Below are 13,854 nucleotides of genomic sequence, written 5' to 3' on the forward strand. Positions count from 1 at the left end.
AGTGATTTACCTCACCACTAAGACATCGGTAGGGTGGAGCCGTGGCAGACCACGTCGACTTCATCCTCAAACAGTGGGGCGCCCAGCGGCCTGACCTGGACGTTTCCCCGATGGCCGTGATCGGCCGGCTGTCGCGGCTGTCCCGGCTGATCGACGCGGAGCTGCGGCGCACGTTCGCCGCGCACGGGCTCGACAGGGCCTCGTTCGACGTGCTGGCCACGCTGCGCCGCAGCGACCCGCCGCACCGGCTGACACCCGCCGAGCTGATGCGCGCGTCCATGGTCACCTCGGGCGCGATCACGCAGCGGCTGGACCGGCTGGAGGAGCGCGGGCTGGTGACGCGCACGCCGAGCGAGTCGGACGGGCGGGGCGTCTACGTGACGCTCACCGAGGAGGGACTCGCGCTGATCGACCGGGCGCTGCCGGACCACGTCGCCACCGAGCACCGCGTGCTGACCGCGCTGAGCGGGAAGCGGCGCGAGGAGCTCGCGGGCACGCTCCGCGACCTGCTGGAGTCGCTCGGCGACGCCACGGACCTCCCGCCCCGCCCGTAGCGGGGCCGGACCTGGTAGGAATGACGCCCATGTCGGTCTCTTCATCATCCGCCGCCCTGTCTGACATCGTGGCCAGGCTCCGCGCCGCCGGCTGCGTGTTCGCCGAGGACGAGGCGGAGCTGATTGTCGCCACCGCGCGCACCCCAGGCGAGCTGGCCGCCATGGTGGAGCGCCGGGTCGGCGGCCGGCCGCTCGAGCACGTGCTCGGCTGGGCCGAGTTCTGCGGGCTGCGGCTGGTGGTGGAGCCCGGGGTGTTCGTGCCGCGGCCCCGCACGCAGTTCCTCATCGACCAGGCCGTCGCACTCGCCCGCGAGGTGCGCGGGACTCCGGTCGTGCTGGACCTGTGCTGCGGCACGGGGGCCATGGGCGCGGCGCTGGCCGCCGGGCTGGCGCGCCCGGCCGAGCTGCACGCCGCCGACCTCGACCCCGCCGCCGTGCGCTGCGCCCGGCGCAACCTTCCCGGCGGGCACGTCTACGAGGGCGACCTGTACGAGCCTCTCCCCGCCACCCTGCGCGGCCGGGTCGACCTGCTGATCGCCAGCCCGCCCTACGTGCCGTCCGGGTCCGTCGGGCTGCTGCCGCCCGAGGCCCGCCTGTACGAGCCGCGCGTGGCGCTCGACGGCGGCGACGATGGGCTGGACGTCGTACGCCGGGTGATCGAGCGGGCACCCCAATGGCTCGCTCCCGGCGGTCACCTCCTGATCGAGACCAGCGCACGCCAGGCGGCGGCGACCGTGCGCGCCGTCGAGCTCGCCGGCCTGGCGGCCCGCGCGGCCGGCTCCGACGAGCTGGACGCCACCGCCGTCATCGCCCGCCTTCCTTAAGAAAAAGCGCCGGAATTTGCCCTGGTTTATGGGTGGCCTACGTTTATTGTGGCGTCCTGCCTGCATGGACTTCCTTCTTCATTCGCGCTTTCATTTTCTCCGTCAGATCAGTCGGCGGCCCTTCCAGGTGGGGGAGAAAATGGCTCTTAGGCGGAGAACAATGGTCATTGCCGTCGCATTCGCGGTGGTGGCGGCGAATACCACCCCGCCGCCGCCGGCGTCGGCGGCGGGACGGCGGGATCCGGTGAGGATCACCCGTTTCCTGGGGGAGCAGCAGGTGCCGCACCTGACGCGCGTCGAGGGCACCACCGTGGGCGGGCTGTCCGGGATCGACCGGGATCCCAGCACCGGAATCTGGTACTTCATCTCCGACGACCGATGGCGCTACAACCCGGCCCGTTTCTACACCGGCCACCTGGACATCGACCGGGTGACCGGGGCGTTCAACGGGGTCCGGCTGACCGGGGTCACGACGCTCACCAGGGCCGACGGCACGCCGTACCCGGCGTACGGCAAGCCGGAGTCGGCCGACCCCGAAACGATCAGGTTCGACCGGCGCAGCGGCCGGCTGCTGTGGGGCGACGAAGGCGACCGGCCGGACGCCAGAAACCCGGCCATCCCGATCTCCATGTCCGCCGTACGGGCGATGGACCTGCAGGGACGGCACCTGGGCGAGCTGCGGCTGCCGCGCAACCTGCGGCTGACCGGCGCCGACAGCGGTCCGCGCCGCAACTTCGGCTTCGAGGGGCTGGCCGTCACGGCCCGTACGATCACCGCCGTGACCGAGGGCCCGCGCTATGAGGACGGGCCGCCGCCGACGGCCGATCGGGGCGCTCCCGCGCGGCTCACCGTGTGGAACCGGGCAGGCCGGTTGCGCGGGCAGTACGTCTATCCGCTCGACCCGCTGCCCGTCGCCCCCGTCCCGCCCGGCGGGGAGGCCGACAGTGGGGTGTCGGAGATCCTGCCCATCGACGAATACCGCTATCTGGCGCTCGAACGTGCCTGGATCGAGGGCGTCGACTACCGGGTGCGGCTGTACGAGATCGACCTGCGTGGCGCCACCGACGTCCTTCACCGGAGCTCTCTGGAGGACGCCGTGAACGTGCTGGACACGCGCTCTCCGGAAGCCGGCAGGCCGTACCGGCCGGTGGTCAAACGCCTGGTCCACGACCTGAGCGCGGTCAGCACGCCGGTACAGAACCTGGAGAGCATGGCCTGGGGGCCGCGCCTGGCGAGCGGCGAGTGCACCCTGGTGATCGGGTCGGACGACAACTTCAGCCAGCAGGAGGTGACGCAGTTCCTGGCGTTCGGCGCCACCGGCTGCCGCTGACGCCGGCCCGCTACAGCCCGTGGATGCGGCGGCCGGTGATCTGCTGGCAGGCGATGCGGATGTAGAGATGCCGTTCGCCGCCCGCCCACGGTGTGACGCCCGCGCGGGTCACCTCGGGCACCTCCTCCTCCGGCACGTGATGGGCCGGCCCCTGCACCAGGACGCTCCAACCCTCCCGGTTGGTCTCGTCGAAGAGGTCCACCTCGAAGGCGATCTTGATGTCGACCCCTTCGAGCCCCGTACGCAGGTCCCTGTCCATGGGGCCGCCGGCGGCGGTGCGGAAGACGATGGCGCCCTCGTGCATCTTGTAGTTGACCGGCAGCACGGTCGGCCCGTGCGAGCCGTTGAACGCCACCCGCCCGATCCCGCCGGGACCGATCAGCCGCAGGCACTCCTCCTCGGCCAGCACCTCCATGGTCGGATTGGCCATGGCGGGACCGTGTCCGGGCGGTCGTTCCCTGCCCCCGCCGAGAAGCTCCTCCGCGGTCGTCCGCAGGGCGTCGGCCAGGCGGTAGAGCGCGCCGGTGTCCGGCATGTCGGGGTGCTCCTCCAGGTAGGTCAGGTAGCCCGGCGACATGTCGGCGCGTTCGGCGACCTCCTCGCGGGTCAGGCCGAGGCGCTCGCGGTGATGGATGATGCGACGCCCGAGATCCCCCGTCCCAGTCATGATCGCTTCCCCTCCTCTGTACGAGCGGCACGCGACGCCGTTGACGCGCGCCTCCCGATGGTCGGCGTCGATGAACAGCTGCCGCCCGCGGAAGCGGATCGGCATGGACAACAAGCCGAGCCGCCCGGGCAGCAGCGGGTCCAGCCGCAGCCCGTCCCGCCGCAGCTCCAACCCCAGGTAGCAGCGCTGCAGGAGGTCCAGCGTGCCGCCCATGGCGCCCAGGTGGATGCCCTCCGCGGTGGTGCCGCCCTGGACGTCCTTGATGTCGCTGTGGAGTGCTTCGGTGAAGAACCGCCAGGACTGTGCACGGTTGGCGCGGGACAGCACCCAGGCGTGCACGACCGCGCTGAGGGTCGAACCGTGGCTGGTGCGCTCCAGGTAGTACGAGACCGTGCGGGGGAGCAGGCCGGGCTCGACGGGGTAGCCGAGCCCGCGCAGGATGCCGGTCAGCTCATCGCCGGTCAGCAGGTAGCAGAGCATGAGCGTGTCGGCCTGTTTGGACGCCTTGTAGCGGTTGACGTCGTCGCCGTCGGCCTCCAGGGCCCGATCCAGGCGGCGCACGCCGCGGTAGCGGTGCCAGTCGAGCTCCTCCAGGTCGGCGTACCCGCTGAACTGGCTGATGACGCCGTCGTGGAAGTCGACCCGCAGGCAGCTGCCGATCTCGTCCCAGCGGTCCAGCTCGACCCGGTCCGGCACCAGGTCGGGCGCCAGGCGGGCGGTCTCGCGGGCGCGCAGCAGCAGCCAGGCCGTCATGACGTTGGTGTAGGCGTTGTTGTCCACGCCGGGTACGGCGGCGCCGGGGTAGCGGTCGTGGTACTCGTCGGGGCCCATGACGCCGCGGATCTCGTACCGGTCGCCGTGCCGCACCGCCATCGAGGCGAAGAACCTGGCGATGTCGAGCAGCAGCTCGGCACACCACGGCGGCATGGATCCGGTGGCCAGGTAGTGCTGCCAGACGTTGTAGGCGATGGCCAGGCCGACGTGCCGCTGCAGGTGCGAGTGGTCGGGCAGCCAGCGGCCCGACTGGGGGTTGAGGTGCAGGATCTGGGTCTCCTCGCGGCCGTCGCTGCCGCTCTGCCAGGGGAACATCGCGCCGCCGTACCCGGCATCCCGGGCGGCGTCCCGCGCCTCGGGCAGCCGCCGCCAGCGGTAACGCAGCAGGCCGAGCGAGATCTCCGGGAAGCGCAGGCTCAGCCAGGGCTGGACGAACAGCTCGTCCCAGAACACGTGGCCGCGGTACGCCTCGCCGTGCAGGCCGCGGGCCGGCACGCCGGCGTCGAGGTCCGCGGTGTGCGGGGAGAGCGTCTGCAGCAGGTGGAAGATGTGCAGGTGCACGATCCGCGACAACTCGGCGCCGCCCACGTCGAGCCGGGCGCACCGCCACAGCCGCTCCCAGGCGGCCGCGTGCCGGGCCAGCAGGTCGTCGAACGGCGGCGCACGGCGCACGTGGCGCAACGCCGCCGAGCGGGCGTCGTGGCTGGCGTGGTCACGTGACGTGGCCAGTGCCACGGTCTTGGTGAGGACGGCCGGCCTGCCCCGGCTGACATCCAGCACGTGCTCGCAGGTGATGTTGTCAGCCTCCCGATGGAGCACGCACGGTCGCCCGGGGGCGTCGATCCGGCCGGCCAGGGCGATGGTGATGCGGGAGCAGCGCGTGATGGCGGTCAGCCAGGTGATGTCGTCCTGCGTTCCGGTGTCGTGGCAGGTCAGATGGTCGCCACGCAGATCGCGGTAGCGCGCCACGCCGTCGTTGGCCACCCGCCCGTCCAGCATGGACCGCACGCGGAGCGGCCCCGACCAGTTCTCGGCCGTGAAGGTGGTCTGCATCGCCGCCAGGTAGGGGTCGGCCATCGACACCAGCCGGCGCTGGCGCACGGCCGTGACCCGGCCCGCGTCGTCGCGCCAGCGCAGCTTGCGCGTCAGCACTCCGTGCCGCAGGTCAAGCACGTGGCGGTAGGCCAGGAGGTCGGCCCGCTCGGGCGCGAACCAGTCGCCGTCCGGCGTGGCGAACGTCAGCGGCAGCCAGTCGGGCAGGTTGACGATGTCCTCGTTCGTTACGGTACGGCCGGCCACGAAGGAGTCGATCCGGTCGTAGCAGCCGGCCACGTACGTGCCGGGGGTGCGCACTTCGCCGTCCGGCGTGGCGCCGCGCGTGGCGAACCTGCCGTTGCCCAGCGTGCACAACGCCTCGCGCAGCCCCTCGCCCTTGGGGTCGAAGCCGTCGTAGACCAGGATCCAGGTGTTCATGGCCGCCCCACGGGCACCCGTCCCGCCACGCGCACGTCGGCCAGGTCATCGACGACGGCGTCCGCCCCGGCGGCCCGCATCGCGGCTGCCCGCGACCCGCTCCTGTCGACGGCGACGATCAGGCCGAAGCCGCCCCTGCGGCCCGCCTCCACGCCGGGCAGCGCGTCCTCCACGACCGCCACCCCGGCCGGCGGCAGCTCCAGACGGCGGGCGGCCTCCAGGAACAGCGCGGGGTAAGGTTTGCCCGGCAGGCCGAGCCTGGCGGCGTCGGCGCCGTCCACCAGCACGTCGAACAGGTGCAGCAGGCCCGCCGACGACACCACCGCGCGGCAGTGCCGGCTGGCCGAGACCACCGCCGTACGGCAGCCGCGGTGGCGCAGCTCGTGCAGCAGCGCCACGGTGGACGGGTACGCCGCCACGCCGTGCTTGTCGATCTCCGCCACGAACAACGCGTCCTTGGCCCGCCCCAGCCCGTGCACGGTCGGCGTGCCGGGCTCGTCGCCCGGCCCGCCCTCGGGCAGCGAGATGCCCCGGGAGGCCAGGAACGTCCGCACCCCGTCCAGCCGCGGCCGCCCGTCCACATACGCCAGGTAGTCGGCGCGCACGTCGAACGGTGCCGAGCCGTGGCTGCGCAGGAACCCGTCGAACACGTGCTTCCACGCGGCGGCGTGCACCCGAGCCGTGTCGGTGACCACGCCGTCGGTGTCGAAGACGACCGCGCGGATGCTGGTGAGGTCGAAGGTGGCCATGCCTGGACGCTACCCGCGCAAACGCCCTCCAGCCCTGGCCGCGCCGGTCAGGAGGCCGGGTCGCGGCGGTCGTTCGTGCCGAACCCGTCCAGGGCCTCCCGTTCCTCCAGGGGGCGCAGCTCCTCGAAGACCGTGATGTGCAGTCCGGCCGGTGCGTCGAGGCGCGCGTTGAGCGACTCCCATGGGGTGACCGTCGGCGGCGCCACCTCGGCCGCGCCCGCCGACACCAGCCGCTCGGTGGTGGCGCGTGCGTCGTCCACCTCGAACGCGACCCGGATCTTCGGCGCCACCTGCCGCCCCACCTCCACCTCGTCGATCATCTTCTTCTGCGCCGGGTTGGCGATCTCCAGCGTGGCCCGCCCGGCGTCCAGGATCGCCACCCGGGCCCCGTCCCCGCTGGAGAACGCGGCCTGCTCGGGGAGCCCCAGGACGTCGCGGTAGAAGGCCAGCGCGGCCTCGTAGTCGTCTGCCTCCACCACCAGGCGGAGCTGGCGGACCGGGCGGCGGCCGCCCTCGGGCTCGGCGTGCGTGTTCATGGTTCTCCTCCGGGTGCGAGCCACGACGTTCGTTCCCCTACGGCAACCCGCTCGCCGTGCGCGTTCATCCCCCGCCTGCCATTTCTCCGGTCATGTCGCAGGTCGGGCCGTCGGCGGGCACCTTTTGCTCATTTTGAAAACTTTCCCGGGAACCGCGACCCCGGCAGGAAACGTCTTTTGACCAAACGGGGTTTTCCAGCACCTTTCCTGTCAGGGGACGCCCATGAACGTGGTTTTCTTCGGGGTCGCCATCGCACTGTTCGCGTTCATCACGATGACCGCGATCAGGACCTGGATGGTGGTATTCCGCGCCCGCGCCACCGCGGCTTCGACCATGCGCCAGCCGCTCGACCTGTACGAGACGGCGTATCTGGCGGGTGGGCCGCGCCGGGTCGTCAACACGGCACTGGTCTCGCTCGTCTCGCAAGGCGGCGTACGGGTGTCGAGCGAGGGAGTCGTCACGCCGGTGCAGGGGTTCCGGCCGGACAGGCAGATGCCGGTCGAGCGGGCGGTGTACAAGCACGTCAAGTCGGCGCCGGGCGGGCGCACGACGGCGCAGGTACGGCACAGCGCACTCGAGGATCACACGATGCTGCGGCTGACCACGCCGCTGTGGCGGAACGGGCTCATCGTGCCGCCGGCCGACCGGGGGCGCTCGCGGAGGCGTGCGAGCAGGCTGGTCCTCCTCACCGTGCTGGCGGCGGCGGTGGCCGTGGCGGGGCTCTTCCTGCGGGCGCCGGTGGCCGCCATCGTGATCGCCGCCGCGGCGGCCGTCGTGGGTGTGGCCTTCTGCTTCTGGCTGCGCCGCGCCCTGGCCAACCCCCTGACGAAGGCGGGCAAGGCCGCGCTGGAGCAGGCGGACGTCCCTGAGCCGGCGCACGTGGGCCATGGGGCCGGCGGGTCGCAGCCGAGCTCCGGCGACATCCGGCTGGTGGCGCTGCACGGGCTGACCAAGCTGCCCGACCGGCAGCTGGCCGACACGCTGGCGCGCGACACCCGGGTCAGGGCCGGCCGGACCGCCGCCTGCTGCGCCCCCGGCCACTGCGGGTCGTACAGCAGCTCGCACGGCGGGTCCAGCGGCGGCGGATGCGGCGGCGGGTGGTCCGACGGCGGATTCTTCGACTTCGGCGGCGGCTCCCACGGCTACGGCGGAGCCACCTTCGGAGGCGGCGACGGGGGCGGCTCCTACGGGGGCGGCTCCTTCGGGGGCGGCGACGGAGGCGGAGGTGGCGGCGGCGGATGCGGCGGGGGCGGCGGATGCGGGGGCGGCGGCTCGTGACAGCCGCCGTCACCGCCGGCCCGTGACGCTCGCCGGGACGGCGGCCGGTCACCGACCGGTCGCCGTCACCCCCGCCGGTCAACGACCGGTCGCCGTCACCCCCGGCCGTACCTGTCCTCGGCGCGCCAGAAGTACCAGAAACCGGCGATGAGCGCGACCACCGCCCAGCACAGGCACGACACCCACACCATCCGCGGGGGCGTGTGGCTGCCGATGAGCAGGTCGCGCATCCATTCGATGTAGGAGGCGGCCGGGTTGAGGTACATGGCGGTGGCCACCCATTCGGGCAATCCCGCGCTGTTGACGACCTTGTCGTGGATGGCGAAGAAGACGCCCGAGGCGTACAACCACGTACGCATGATGAACGGCAGCAACTGGTTGAGGTCGCGCATCGACGCCCCCAGCCTGGCCATGATGAGCCCCGCCCCGACGTTGAACAGCGTCTGCAGCACCAGCACCACCGGGATCATGAGCCACAGCCAGGAGGGCGGCTCGCCCGTGATCACCACGATGACGAGGAGCACGCCCATGGAGATGACCAGCTGCTGCAGCTCCTGGATCGTGTACGCCAGCGGCAGCGAGGCCCTCGGGAAGTGCAGGGCCCGGATCAGCGACAGGTTGCCGGAGATCGACTTGGCGCCGGCGGTGACCGTCCGCTGCGTGTACGTGAAGACGAACATGCCCGTCAGCAGGAAAGCGGGGTAATTGGGGATGTTCTTGCTGCCGCCCAGGATGAGGCCGAACATCACGTAGTAGATGGCCGCGTTCAGCAGCGGGGTGATGACCTGCCACAGCTGCCCCAGGGCCGAGCCTGAGTATTTCGAGACATTGCGCGAAGTCGCGTACGTCTGGATGAAATGCCGCCGCGTCCACAGCTGGCGCACATAGGCGGGGAAGCGCGGGCGCGCTATGGCGGGGCGGAGCCCGTGCTTCTTGGCGAGTTCGGCCAGCGACCCGCTGTCCTGTGAAGTGTTTTCCAGTTGGCTCATGGGCACCTCGATGCTTGGTGGGTCGTCAGCAGTCCGATCATCCCCCGCCGCCAGGGGCGTTGGCCGAGATTTCCCGGGGAGCGTCGCGGCCTACCGTGCCATGGTCACGCCCGTCACCGCGAAGCGCTCCACCTCGGCGATATGACCGCCGGTCGAGGCCACGATGGTCAGCGTCCGGCCCGGCGCCGGGGTGAAGGAGACCCCGGCCGACCAGCGCGCGTTCTCGCCGCCCGCGGGCAGGCAGCACTGCTCGCCCAGGAGAGACCCGCCGCGTACCTGGATCCTGATGCTCTCGTCCACCCCCGTGATGCGGCCGCCCACGGTCAGCGGAGGGGTGACCGCGGCGCCGTACTTGGGCGTGGTCAGCGTGAGCGAGGTGTCGTCGGTGCCGACCACCTCCCACGGAGCGTCCGGGCCGGAGCCGTACCTGACCAGGTGGACGATGGCGGCGACCAGCGGCCGCGGGCCCTCCTCGGCGCGGAAGCCGACGTGCACGCGCGCGTGCCGCCCCTCGCTCACGGTCTTCACGGCCCGGTCGATCTCCTTGAAGCCGAGGTAGTCGCGGGTGAAGGCCAGTGCGGTACGGCGCGCGTCCAGATGCCAGGCGCCGCGGCGGTCCGCCCGGTGGCCACGCTGCCACTCCTGCGCCTCGGCCAGCGTGGCGAACGGCCACAGCGGCTGGTAGTAGCCGGCCACCAGCCGGTCCTCCTCACCGGGCGGCGCCGTCGCGCTGGGAGACGATGCCGGTGACCGCGTCGCCTCGGGGGTCGGCGGCGTCTCCGGTCGCGTGGGTGTCGGGCTGGCCGGCGGCGGGGAGGCCGTCGCACCAGGAGTCTCGCGTGGTGACCCACCGCCGCAACCCGCGAGGGCCAGGCCGAGTGCGATCAGCAACGGCAGCGCGCTCTCGATACGTGGTCTCATGCGGACCTCCTGGGGGGCTGCGGAACGCGTCCTGCTGACATTAGGACGTACCCGAGACCGGCGGCGGCCCATCGCCCAAGCCGGTGGGCGAACGCGTGGGGCGATGCGTGGACCGTCATGTGGCGGTGGGGCGGGCCCTGACGTGCATGCGCTCTCCCTGCGGCCCGAACAACCCCAGCACCTCGGCCGGCTCGGCGTCGGGATTGGCGAAGGCATGCGGGACGCGGGTGTCGAACTCCGCCGCCTCGCCAGGCGTCAGGATCACGTCGTGCGGGCCGAGCAGCAGCCGTAGCCGCCCCGACAGGACGTACAGCCACTCGTAGCCCTCGTGGACCTTCTGCTCCAGATCGCACCCCGGCCAGTGCGGCGGATAGATCTGCTTGTACGCCTGCACCCCACCGGGGCGGCGGCTCAGCGGGATGAAGGTCGTGCCGTGGCGCTTGAACGGCCGCAGGTGCACGCGGGGGTCGCCGGTCACCGGCACGTCGATCAGCTCGTCCAGCTGGACCTGATGGGCGCGAGCGAGCTGGAGCAGCAGCTCCAGGGTCGGCTTGCGCTGCCCGGACTCCAGGCGCGACAGGGTGCTGACCGAGATGCCGGTGCTCTTGGACAGCTGCGCCAGCGTCGCGCCGCGCTCTTGGCGCAGCGCCCGCAGGCGCGGCCCGACCGCCTGGAGCGTCTCTTCGAGTTCCATGCGGCTACTTTGCCAATACGGCAACGATATTTGTCAAATGGGCAGCGGGTGGCGGACAGTGGCGTAGCGGATCGATGGAGAGGAGCCGAGCTGTGAACACGAAGTACGACGTGGTGGTCGTGGGCGGCGGGGCCGCCGGGCTGAGCGGCGCGCTCACCCTGGGACGGGCGCGCCGCAAGGTGCTGGTGATCGACGCGGGCCAGCCGCGCAACGCCCCGGCGGCGGGCGTGCACACGTACCTGACACGGGAGGGCATGCCGCCGCGCGAGCTGCTGGCCGCCGGCCGCGAGGAGGTCATCGGGTACGGCGGCGAGATCGTGACCGGAACGGTCGTGGCCGCCGAGCGTGTCGAGGACGGCTTCCGGATGGTGCTGGACGACGGGTCGGCGGTCGCGGCGGACCGGCTGCTGCTGGCCACCGGCCTGGTCGACGAGCTGCCCGACGTGCCGGGGCTGGCCGAGCGGTGGGGACGGGACGTGCTGCACTGCCCGTACTGCCATGGCTGGGAGGTCCGCGACCAGGCCATCGGCGTGCTGGCCACCGGGCCGCTGGCCGTGCACCAGGCGCTGCTGTGGCGGCAGTGGAGCGACCAGGTGACCCTCTTCCTGCACACCGGGCCTGAGCCCGACGCGGAGCAGCGCGAGCAGCTGGCCGCCAGGGACGTCGCGGTGGTCGAGGGGCGGGTGGCCGGCCTGGAGGTGACCGGGGATCGGCTCGCCGGAGTGCGGCTGGCCGACGGCACCGTCGTGGAGTGCCGGGCGCTGGCCGTCGCCACCCGTCTGACCGCCCGCGAGGACCTGCTCGCCGGGCTGGGGCTGGAGACCGAGGAGCAGGAGATGGGCGGCCACGTGATCGGCACCCGCATCCCGGCCGACGCGATGGGCGCCACGAACGTCCCCGGAGTGTGGGTCGTGGGGAACGCGGCCAGCGTGACCGACCAGGTCATCGTCGCCGCCGCGGGTGCCGTGCGGGTGGCGGCGGCCATCAACGCCGATCTGATCGCCGAGGAGACCCGCCGCGCCGTCACCGCCCGCCGCGCCGGCTCCGCGGCCGCCGAGTCCCACGGCGGGTCCCACGCCCAGTCCCACGGCGAGTCCCACGGCGAGTCCCACGGCGGGTCCGGATGGCATGGGACGGCGCTTCCCCCGGAGGAGTTCTGGGACGCCTTCTACGCCGAGAAGGCGCAGGTCTGGAGCGGCAACCCCAATGTCGCGCTCGTCCGCGAGGCCGCGGGCCTCGAGCCCGGCACCGCGCTCGACCTGGGCTGCGGCGAGGGCGCCGACGCGATCTGGCTCGCCCGCCGCGGCTGGCGGGTCACCGCCGCCGACATCTCCCACGTGGCCCTCGAACGGGCGGCCGAGCACGCCAGGGACGCCGAGGTCGCCGGCCGCATCGACTGGCAGCGCCACGACCTGGGCATGTCCTTCCCCGAGGGCTCCTACGACCTCGTCTCCGCCTGCTACCTGCACGCTCCCACGGACCTGCCGCGGGAGAAGATCCTGCGGGCCGCCGCCGCGGCCGTCGCGCCCGGCGGGGTGCTGCTCGTCGTGGGGCACGCGGGCTGGCCGTCCTGGGAGCACAACCCGCCCGCGGAGGTGCATCTCCCGACTCCGCAGGAGGTCCTCGACGCGTTGGAGCCTGCGGAGGGGGAGTGGGAGGTGCTCCGCAGCGAGGAGTTCGAGCGCACGCAGGACGGCCCCGACGGCCGGGCGGGCGCACGGAAGGACAACCTGCTCAAGCTCCGCAGGCTCCCCTGATCGATATCCGCGCCACGAGACGCGCTCCCGGGGGCCCGCGCTATGCGCAGCCTCCCGGGAGTGCGCGCAATGCGGAGTCTCCCGGGAGTGCGCGGTAGGCGGTGCCCTTGCCGCCGAGCCGCGTCGAAGGCACGCTCGCCGGGATGAAGGCGGACTCTCCCGGCCGCAGCGTCAGCGCGTCGCCCAGCAGGGCCTCGCCCTCGACGCACACGACGATCTGCGGCAGGCCGCCCGGCAGCTCATGCGTGCTCTCCCCGTCGAGATCGTGGCGGCTGAGGGCGAACTCGGGGGCGGGCGCCCGGTAGTGGTAAGCGCCGGGTTCGCCGGGCTCCGGCCGGACCAGGAACGGCTCGCCCGGCGTGAAGTCCACGACCCGCATCAGCTCGGGTACGTCCACATGCTTGGTGGTGAGCCCGCACCGCAGCACGTTGTCGGAGTTGGCCATGATCTCCACGCCGACGCCGCCGAGATAGGCGTGCGGCACCCCGGCGCCGAGGTAGAGGGCCTCGCCGGGGCGCAGGCTCACGTGATGGAGCAGGAGCGCCGCGACCACGCCCCGGTCGCCCGGGCAGGCGCGGGCGAGGCCGGCGTAGACCGCGAGATCGGCGTCGTCCGCGTCGAGCAGGGCCGCCTCGACCTCCGCGCGCAGCGGCAGAGAGGCGTCGTCGAGCATCTCGGCGAACACACGGCGCAACGCGTCCCCGGGCTCCGCGCTCCTCAGCGTGTCGATCCAGGACCGCAGGCCGGGCACCGCGAGCCGGTCGAGGAGATCGGCGGTGGCGGCGGGGGAGCGGAAGCCGCACAACCCGTGGAACGGGGTGACCGCGCAGACCATCTCGGGTTTGTGCGAGGCGTCCCTATACGTACGGGCGAAGTCGTCGAGGGGGATGCCGCGCGCCGTCTCGTCGGCGAACCCGGCCCGCGCCTGCTCGGTGGTGGGGTGGACCTGCAGCGACAGGGGCCGCGCGACGGCCAGGATCTTGAGCAGGTAGGGCAGCGCGGGACCGAAGCGGGCGGCGGACGGCTCGCCGAGCGTGCCGGCCGGGTCGGCGGCGATGAGCTCGCCGAGCGGGACGCCGCCGACGGTGGAGGGAGCGCCCGGGTGGGCGCCCATCCAGAGTTCGGCCTGCGGCTGTCCGGTCGGCTCTGTTCCGAACAGTTCCGGCAGGGCGGTCACCGAGCCCCAGTCATAGGGGCGGATGGTGGTGGCCAGGCGCGCGGGGGTGCGCAGGTCGGGCTGTGGCACGGCGTATGACTCCAATCGTGGTGAGTTGGAGCCTAGAACGGGAGGCGATGTCACGCGTAGC

The 13,854-nt window shown here is 72.6% G+C and carries 12 protein-coding genes; 5 read left to right on the plus strand and 7 right to left on the minus strand.

Going from position 1 to position 13,854, the window contains the following annotated elements:
- Positions 1 to 41 precede the first annotated feature (41 nt).
- The 3 genes from OHA25_RS35070 (at position 42) to OHA25_RS35080 (ending at position 2,708) form a co-directional block, all read left to right on the plus strand.
- A complete protein-coding gene (locus OHA25_RS35070) occupies positions 42 to 554 on the plus strand; it encodes a MarR family winged helix-turn-helix transcriptional regulator (RefSeq protein ID WP_327581195.1) in 513 nt (170 codons plus the stop codon).
- A 29-nt stretch (positions 555 to 583) separates the two neighbouring features.
- Positions 584 to 1,378: a putative protein N(5)-glutamine methyltransferase gene (locus OHA25_RS35075; RefSeq protein WP_327581196.1), complete on the plus strand. Its 795-nt coding sequence runs from the start codon at positions 584 to 586 to the stop codon at positions 1,376 to 1,378.
- A 160-nt stretch (positions 1,379 to 1,538) separates the two neighbouring features.
- On the plus strand, positions 1,539 to 2,708 hold the full coding sequence (locus OHA25_RS35080; protein ID WP_327581197.1) for an esterase-like activity of phytase family protein: 1,170 nt from the start codon (positions 1,539 to 1,541) through the stop codon (positions 2,706 to 2,708).
- Positions 2,709 to 2,718: 10 nt separating this feature from the next.
- Here OHA25_RS35080 and OHA25_RS35085 read toward each other — a convergent pair whose 3' ends face one another.
- Genes OHA25_RS35085 through OHA25_RS35095 form a run of 3 tightly spaced genes read right to left on the minus strand, consistent with a single transcriptional unit; the run spans position 2,719 to position 6,907 of the window.
- Positions 2,719 to 5,622 carry a pyridoxamine 5'-phosphate oxidase family protein gene (locus OHA25_RS35085; RefSeq protein WP_327581198.1) on the minus strand — a complete coding sequence of 968 codons (2,904 nt, stop codon included), beginning with the start codon at positions 5,620 to 5,622 and terminating at the stop codon, positions 2,719 to 2,721.
- Positions 5,619 to 6,371 (minus strand): HAD family hydrolase, encoded by a 753-nt coding sequence (locus tag OHA25_RS35090; RefSeq protein WP_327581199.1) that lies wholly within the window; start codon positions 6,369 to 6,371, stop codon positions 5,619 to 5,621. The genes OHA25_RS35085 and OHA25_RS35090 overlap by 4 nt, the downstream gene beginning before the upstream one ends.
- Positions 6,372 to 6,418: 47 nt before the next feature.
- Complete coding sequence (locus OHA25_RS35095; protein ID WP_327581200.1) at positions 6,419 to 6,907, minus strand: VOC family protein; 489 nt, start codon at positions 6,905 to 6,907, stop codon at positions 6,419 to 6,421.
- 223 nt (positions 6,908 to 7,130) lie between these two features.
- Here OHA25_RS35095 and OHA25_RS35100 point away from each other — a divergent pair, with 223 nt between their 5' ends.
- Positions 7,131 to 8,186: a TIGR04222 domain-containing membrane protein gene (locus OHA25_RS35100; protein ID WP_327581201.1), complete on the plus strand. Its 1,056-nt coding sequence runs from the start codon at positions 7,131 to 7,133 to the stop codon at positions 8,184 to 8,186.
- A gap of 95 nt (positions 8,187 to 8,281) precedes the next feature.
- Here OHA25_RS35100 and OHA25_RS35105 read toward each other — a convergent pair whose 3' ends face one another.
- The 3 genes from OHA25_RS35105 to OHA25_RS35115 form a co-directional block, all read right to left on the minus strand.
- Positions 8,282 to 9,175, minus strand: a complete 894-nt coding sequence (locus OHA25_RS35105; protein ID WP_305917110.1) for an ABC transporter permease — start codon at positions 9,173 to 9,175, stop codon at positions 8,282 to 8,284.
- A gap of 90 nt (positions 9,176 to 9,265) precedes the next feature.
- Complete coding sequence (locus OHA25_RS35110) at positions 9,266 to 10,096, minus strand: hypothetical protein (RefSeq protein ID WP_327581202.1); 831 nt, start codon at positions 10,094 to 10,096, stop codon at positions 9,266 to 9,268.
- Positions 10,097 to 10,211: 115 nt separating this feature from the next.
- A complete protein-coding gene (locus OHA25_RS35115) occupies positions 10,212 to 10,790 on the minus strand; it encodes a helix-turn-helix domain-containing protein (RefSeq protein WP_327581203.1) in 579 nt (192 codons plus the stop codon).
- A 92-nt stretch (positions 10,791 to 10,882) separates the two neighbouring features.
- Between OHA25_RS35115 and OHA25_RS35120 the strand changes: the two genes are divergently transcribed.
- Complete coding sequence (locus OHA25_RS35120; protein ID WP_327581204.1) at positions 10,883 to 12,547, plus strand: bifunctional NAD(P)/FAD-dependent oxidoreductase/class I SAM-dependent methyltransferase; 1,665 nt, start codon at positions 10,883 to 10,885, stop codon at positions 12,545 to 12,547.
- A 40-nt stretch (positions 12,548 to 12,587) separates the two neighbouring features.
- On the opposite strand, the gene manA is transcribed toward OHA25_RS35120, so the two are convergent.
- Positions 12,588 to 13,793 carry a mannose-6-phosphate isomerase, class I gene (manA, locus tag OHA25_RS35125; RefSeq protein WP_327581205.1) on the minus strand — a complete coding sequence of 402 codons (1,206 nt, stop codon included), beginning with the start codon at positions 13,791 to 13,793 and terminating at the stop codon, positions 12,588 to 12,590.
- Positions 13,794 to 13,854: the final 61 nt, after the last annotated feature.

It is taken from the genome of Nonomuraea sp. NBC_00507 (genome assembly GCF_036013525.1).
Lineage (GTDB): Bacteria > Actinomycetota > Actinomycetes > Streptosporangiales > Streptosporangiaceae > Nonomuraea.

What these genes read in the sequence shown, in the direction of transcription:
- OHA25_RS35095 (WP_327581200.1), bottom strand. Translation starts at nt 6,907, where the DNA reads ATGAACACGCACGCCGAGCCCGAGGGCGGCCGCCGCCCGGTCCGCCAG.
- OHA25_RS35100 (WP_327581201.1), top strand. Translation starts at nt 7,131, where the DNA reads ATGAACGTGGTTTTCTTCGGGGTCGCCATCGCACTGTTCGCGTTCATC.
- OHA25_RS35090 (WP_327581199.1), bottom strand. Translation starts at nt 6,371, where the DNA reads ATGGCCACCTTCGACCTCACCAGCATCCGCGCGGTCGTCTTCGACACC.
- OHA25_RS35075 (WP_327581196.1), top strand. Translation starts at nt 584, where the DNA reads ATGTCGGTCTCTTCATCATCCGCCGCCCTGTCTGACATCGTGGCCAGG.
- OHA25_RS35115 (WP_327581203.1), bottom strand. Translation starts at nt 10,790, where the DNA reads ATGGAACTCGAAGAGACGCTCCAGGCGGTCGGGCCGCGCCTGCGGGCG.
- OHA25_RS35080 (WP_327581197.1), top strand. Translation starts at nt 1,539, where the DNA reads ATGGTCATTGCCGTCGCATTCGCGGTGGTGGCGGCGAATACCACCCCG.
- OHA25_RS35105 (WP_305917110.1), bottom strand. Translation starts at nt 9,175, where the DNA reads ATGAGCCAACTGGAAAACACTTCACAGGACAGCGGGTCGCTGGCCGAA.
- OHA25_RS35110 (WP_327581202.1), bottom strand. Translation starts at nt 10,096, where the DNA reads ATGAGACCACGTATCGAGAGCGCGCTGCCGTTGCTGATCGCACTCGGC.
- OHA25_RS35085 (WP_327581198.1), bottom strand. Translation starts at nt 5,622, where the DNA reads ATGAACACCTGGATCCTGGTCTACGACGGCTTCGACCCCAAGGGCGAG.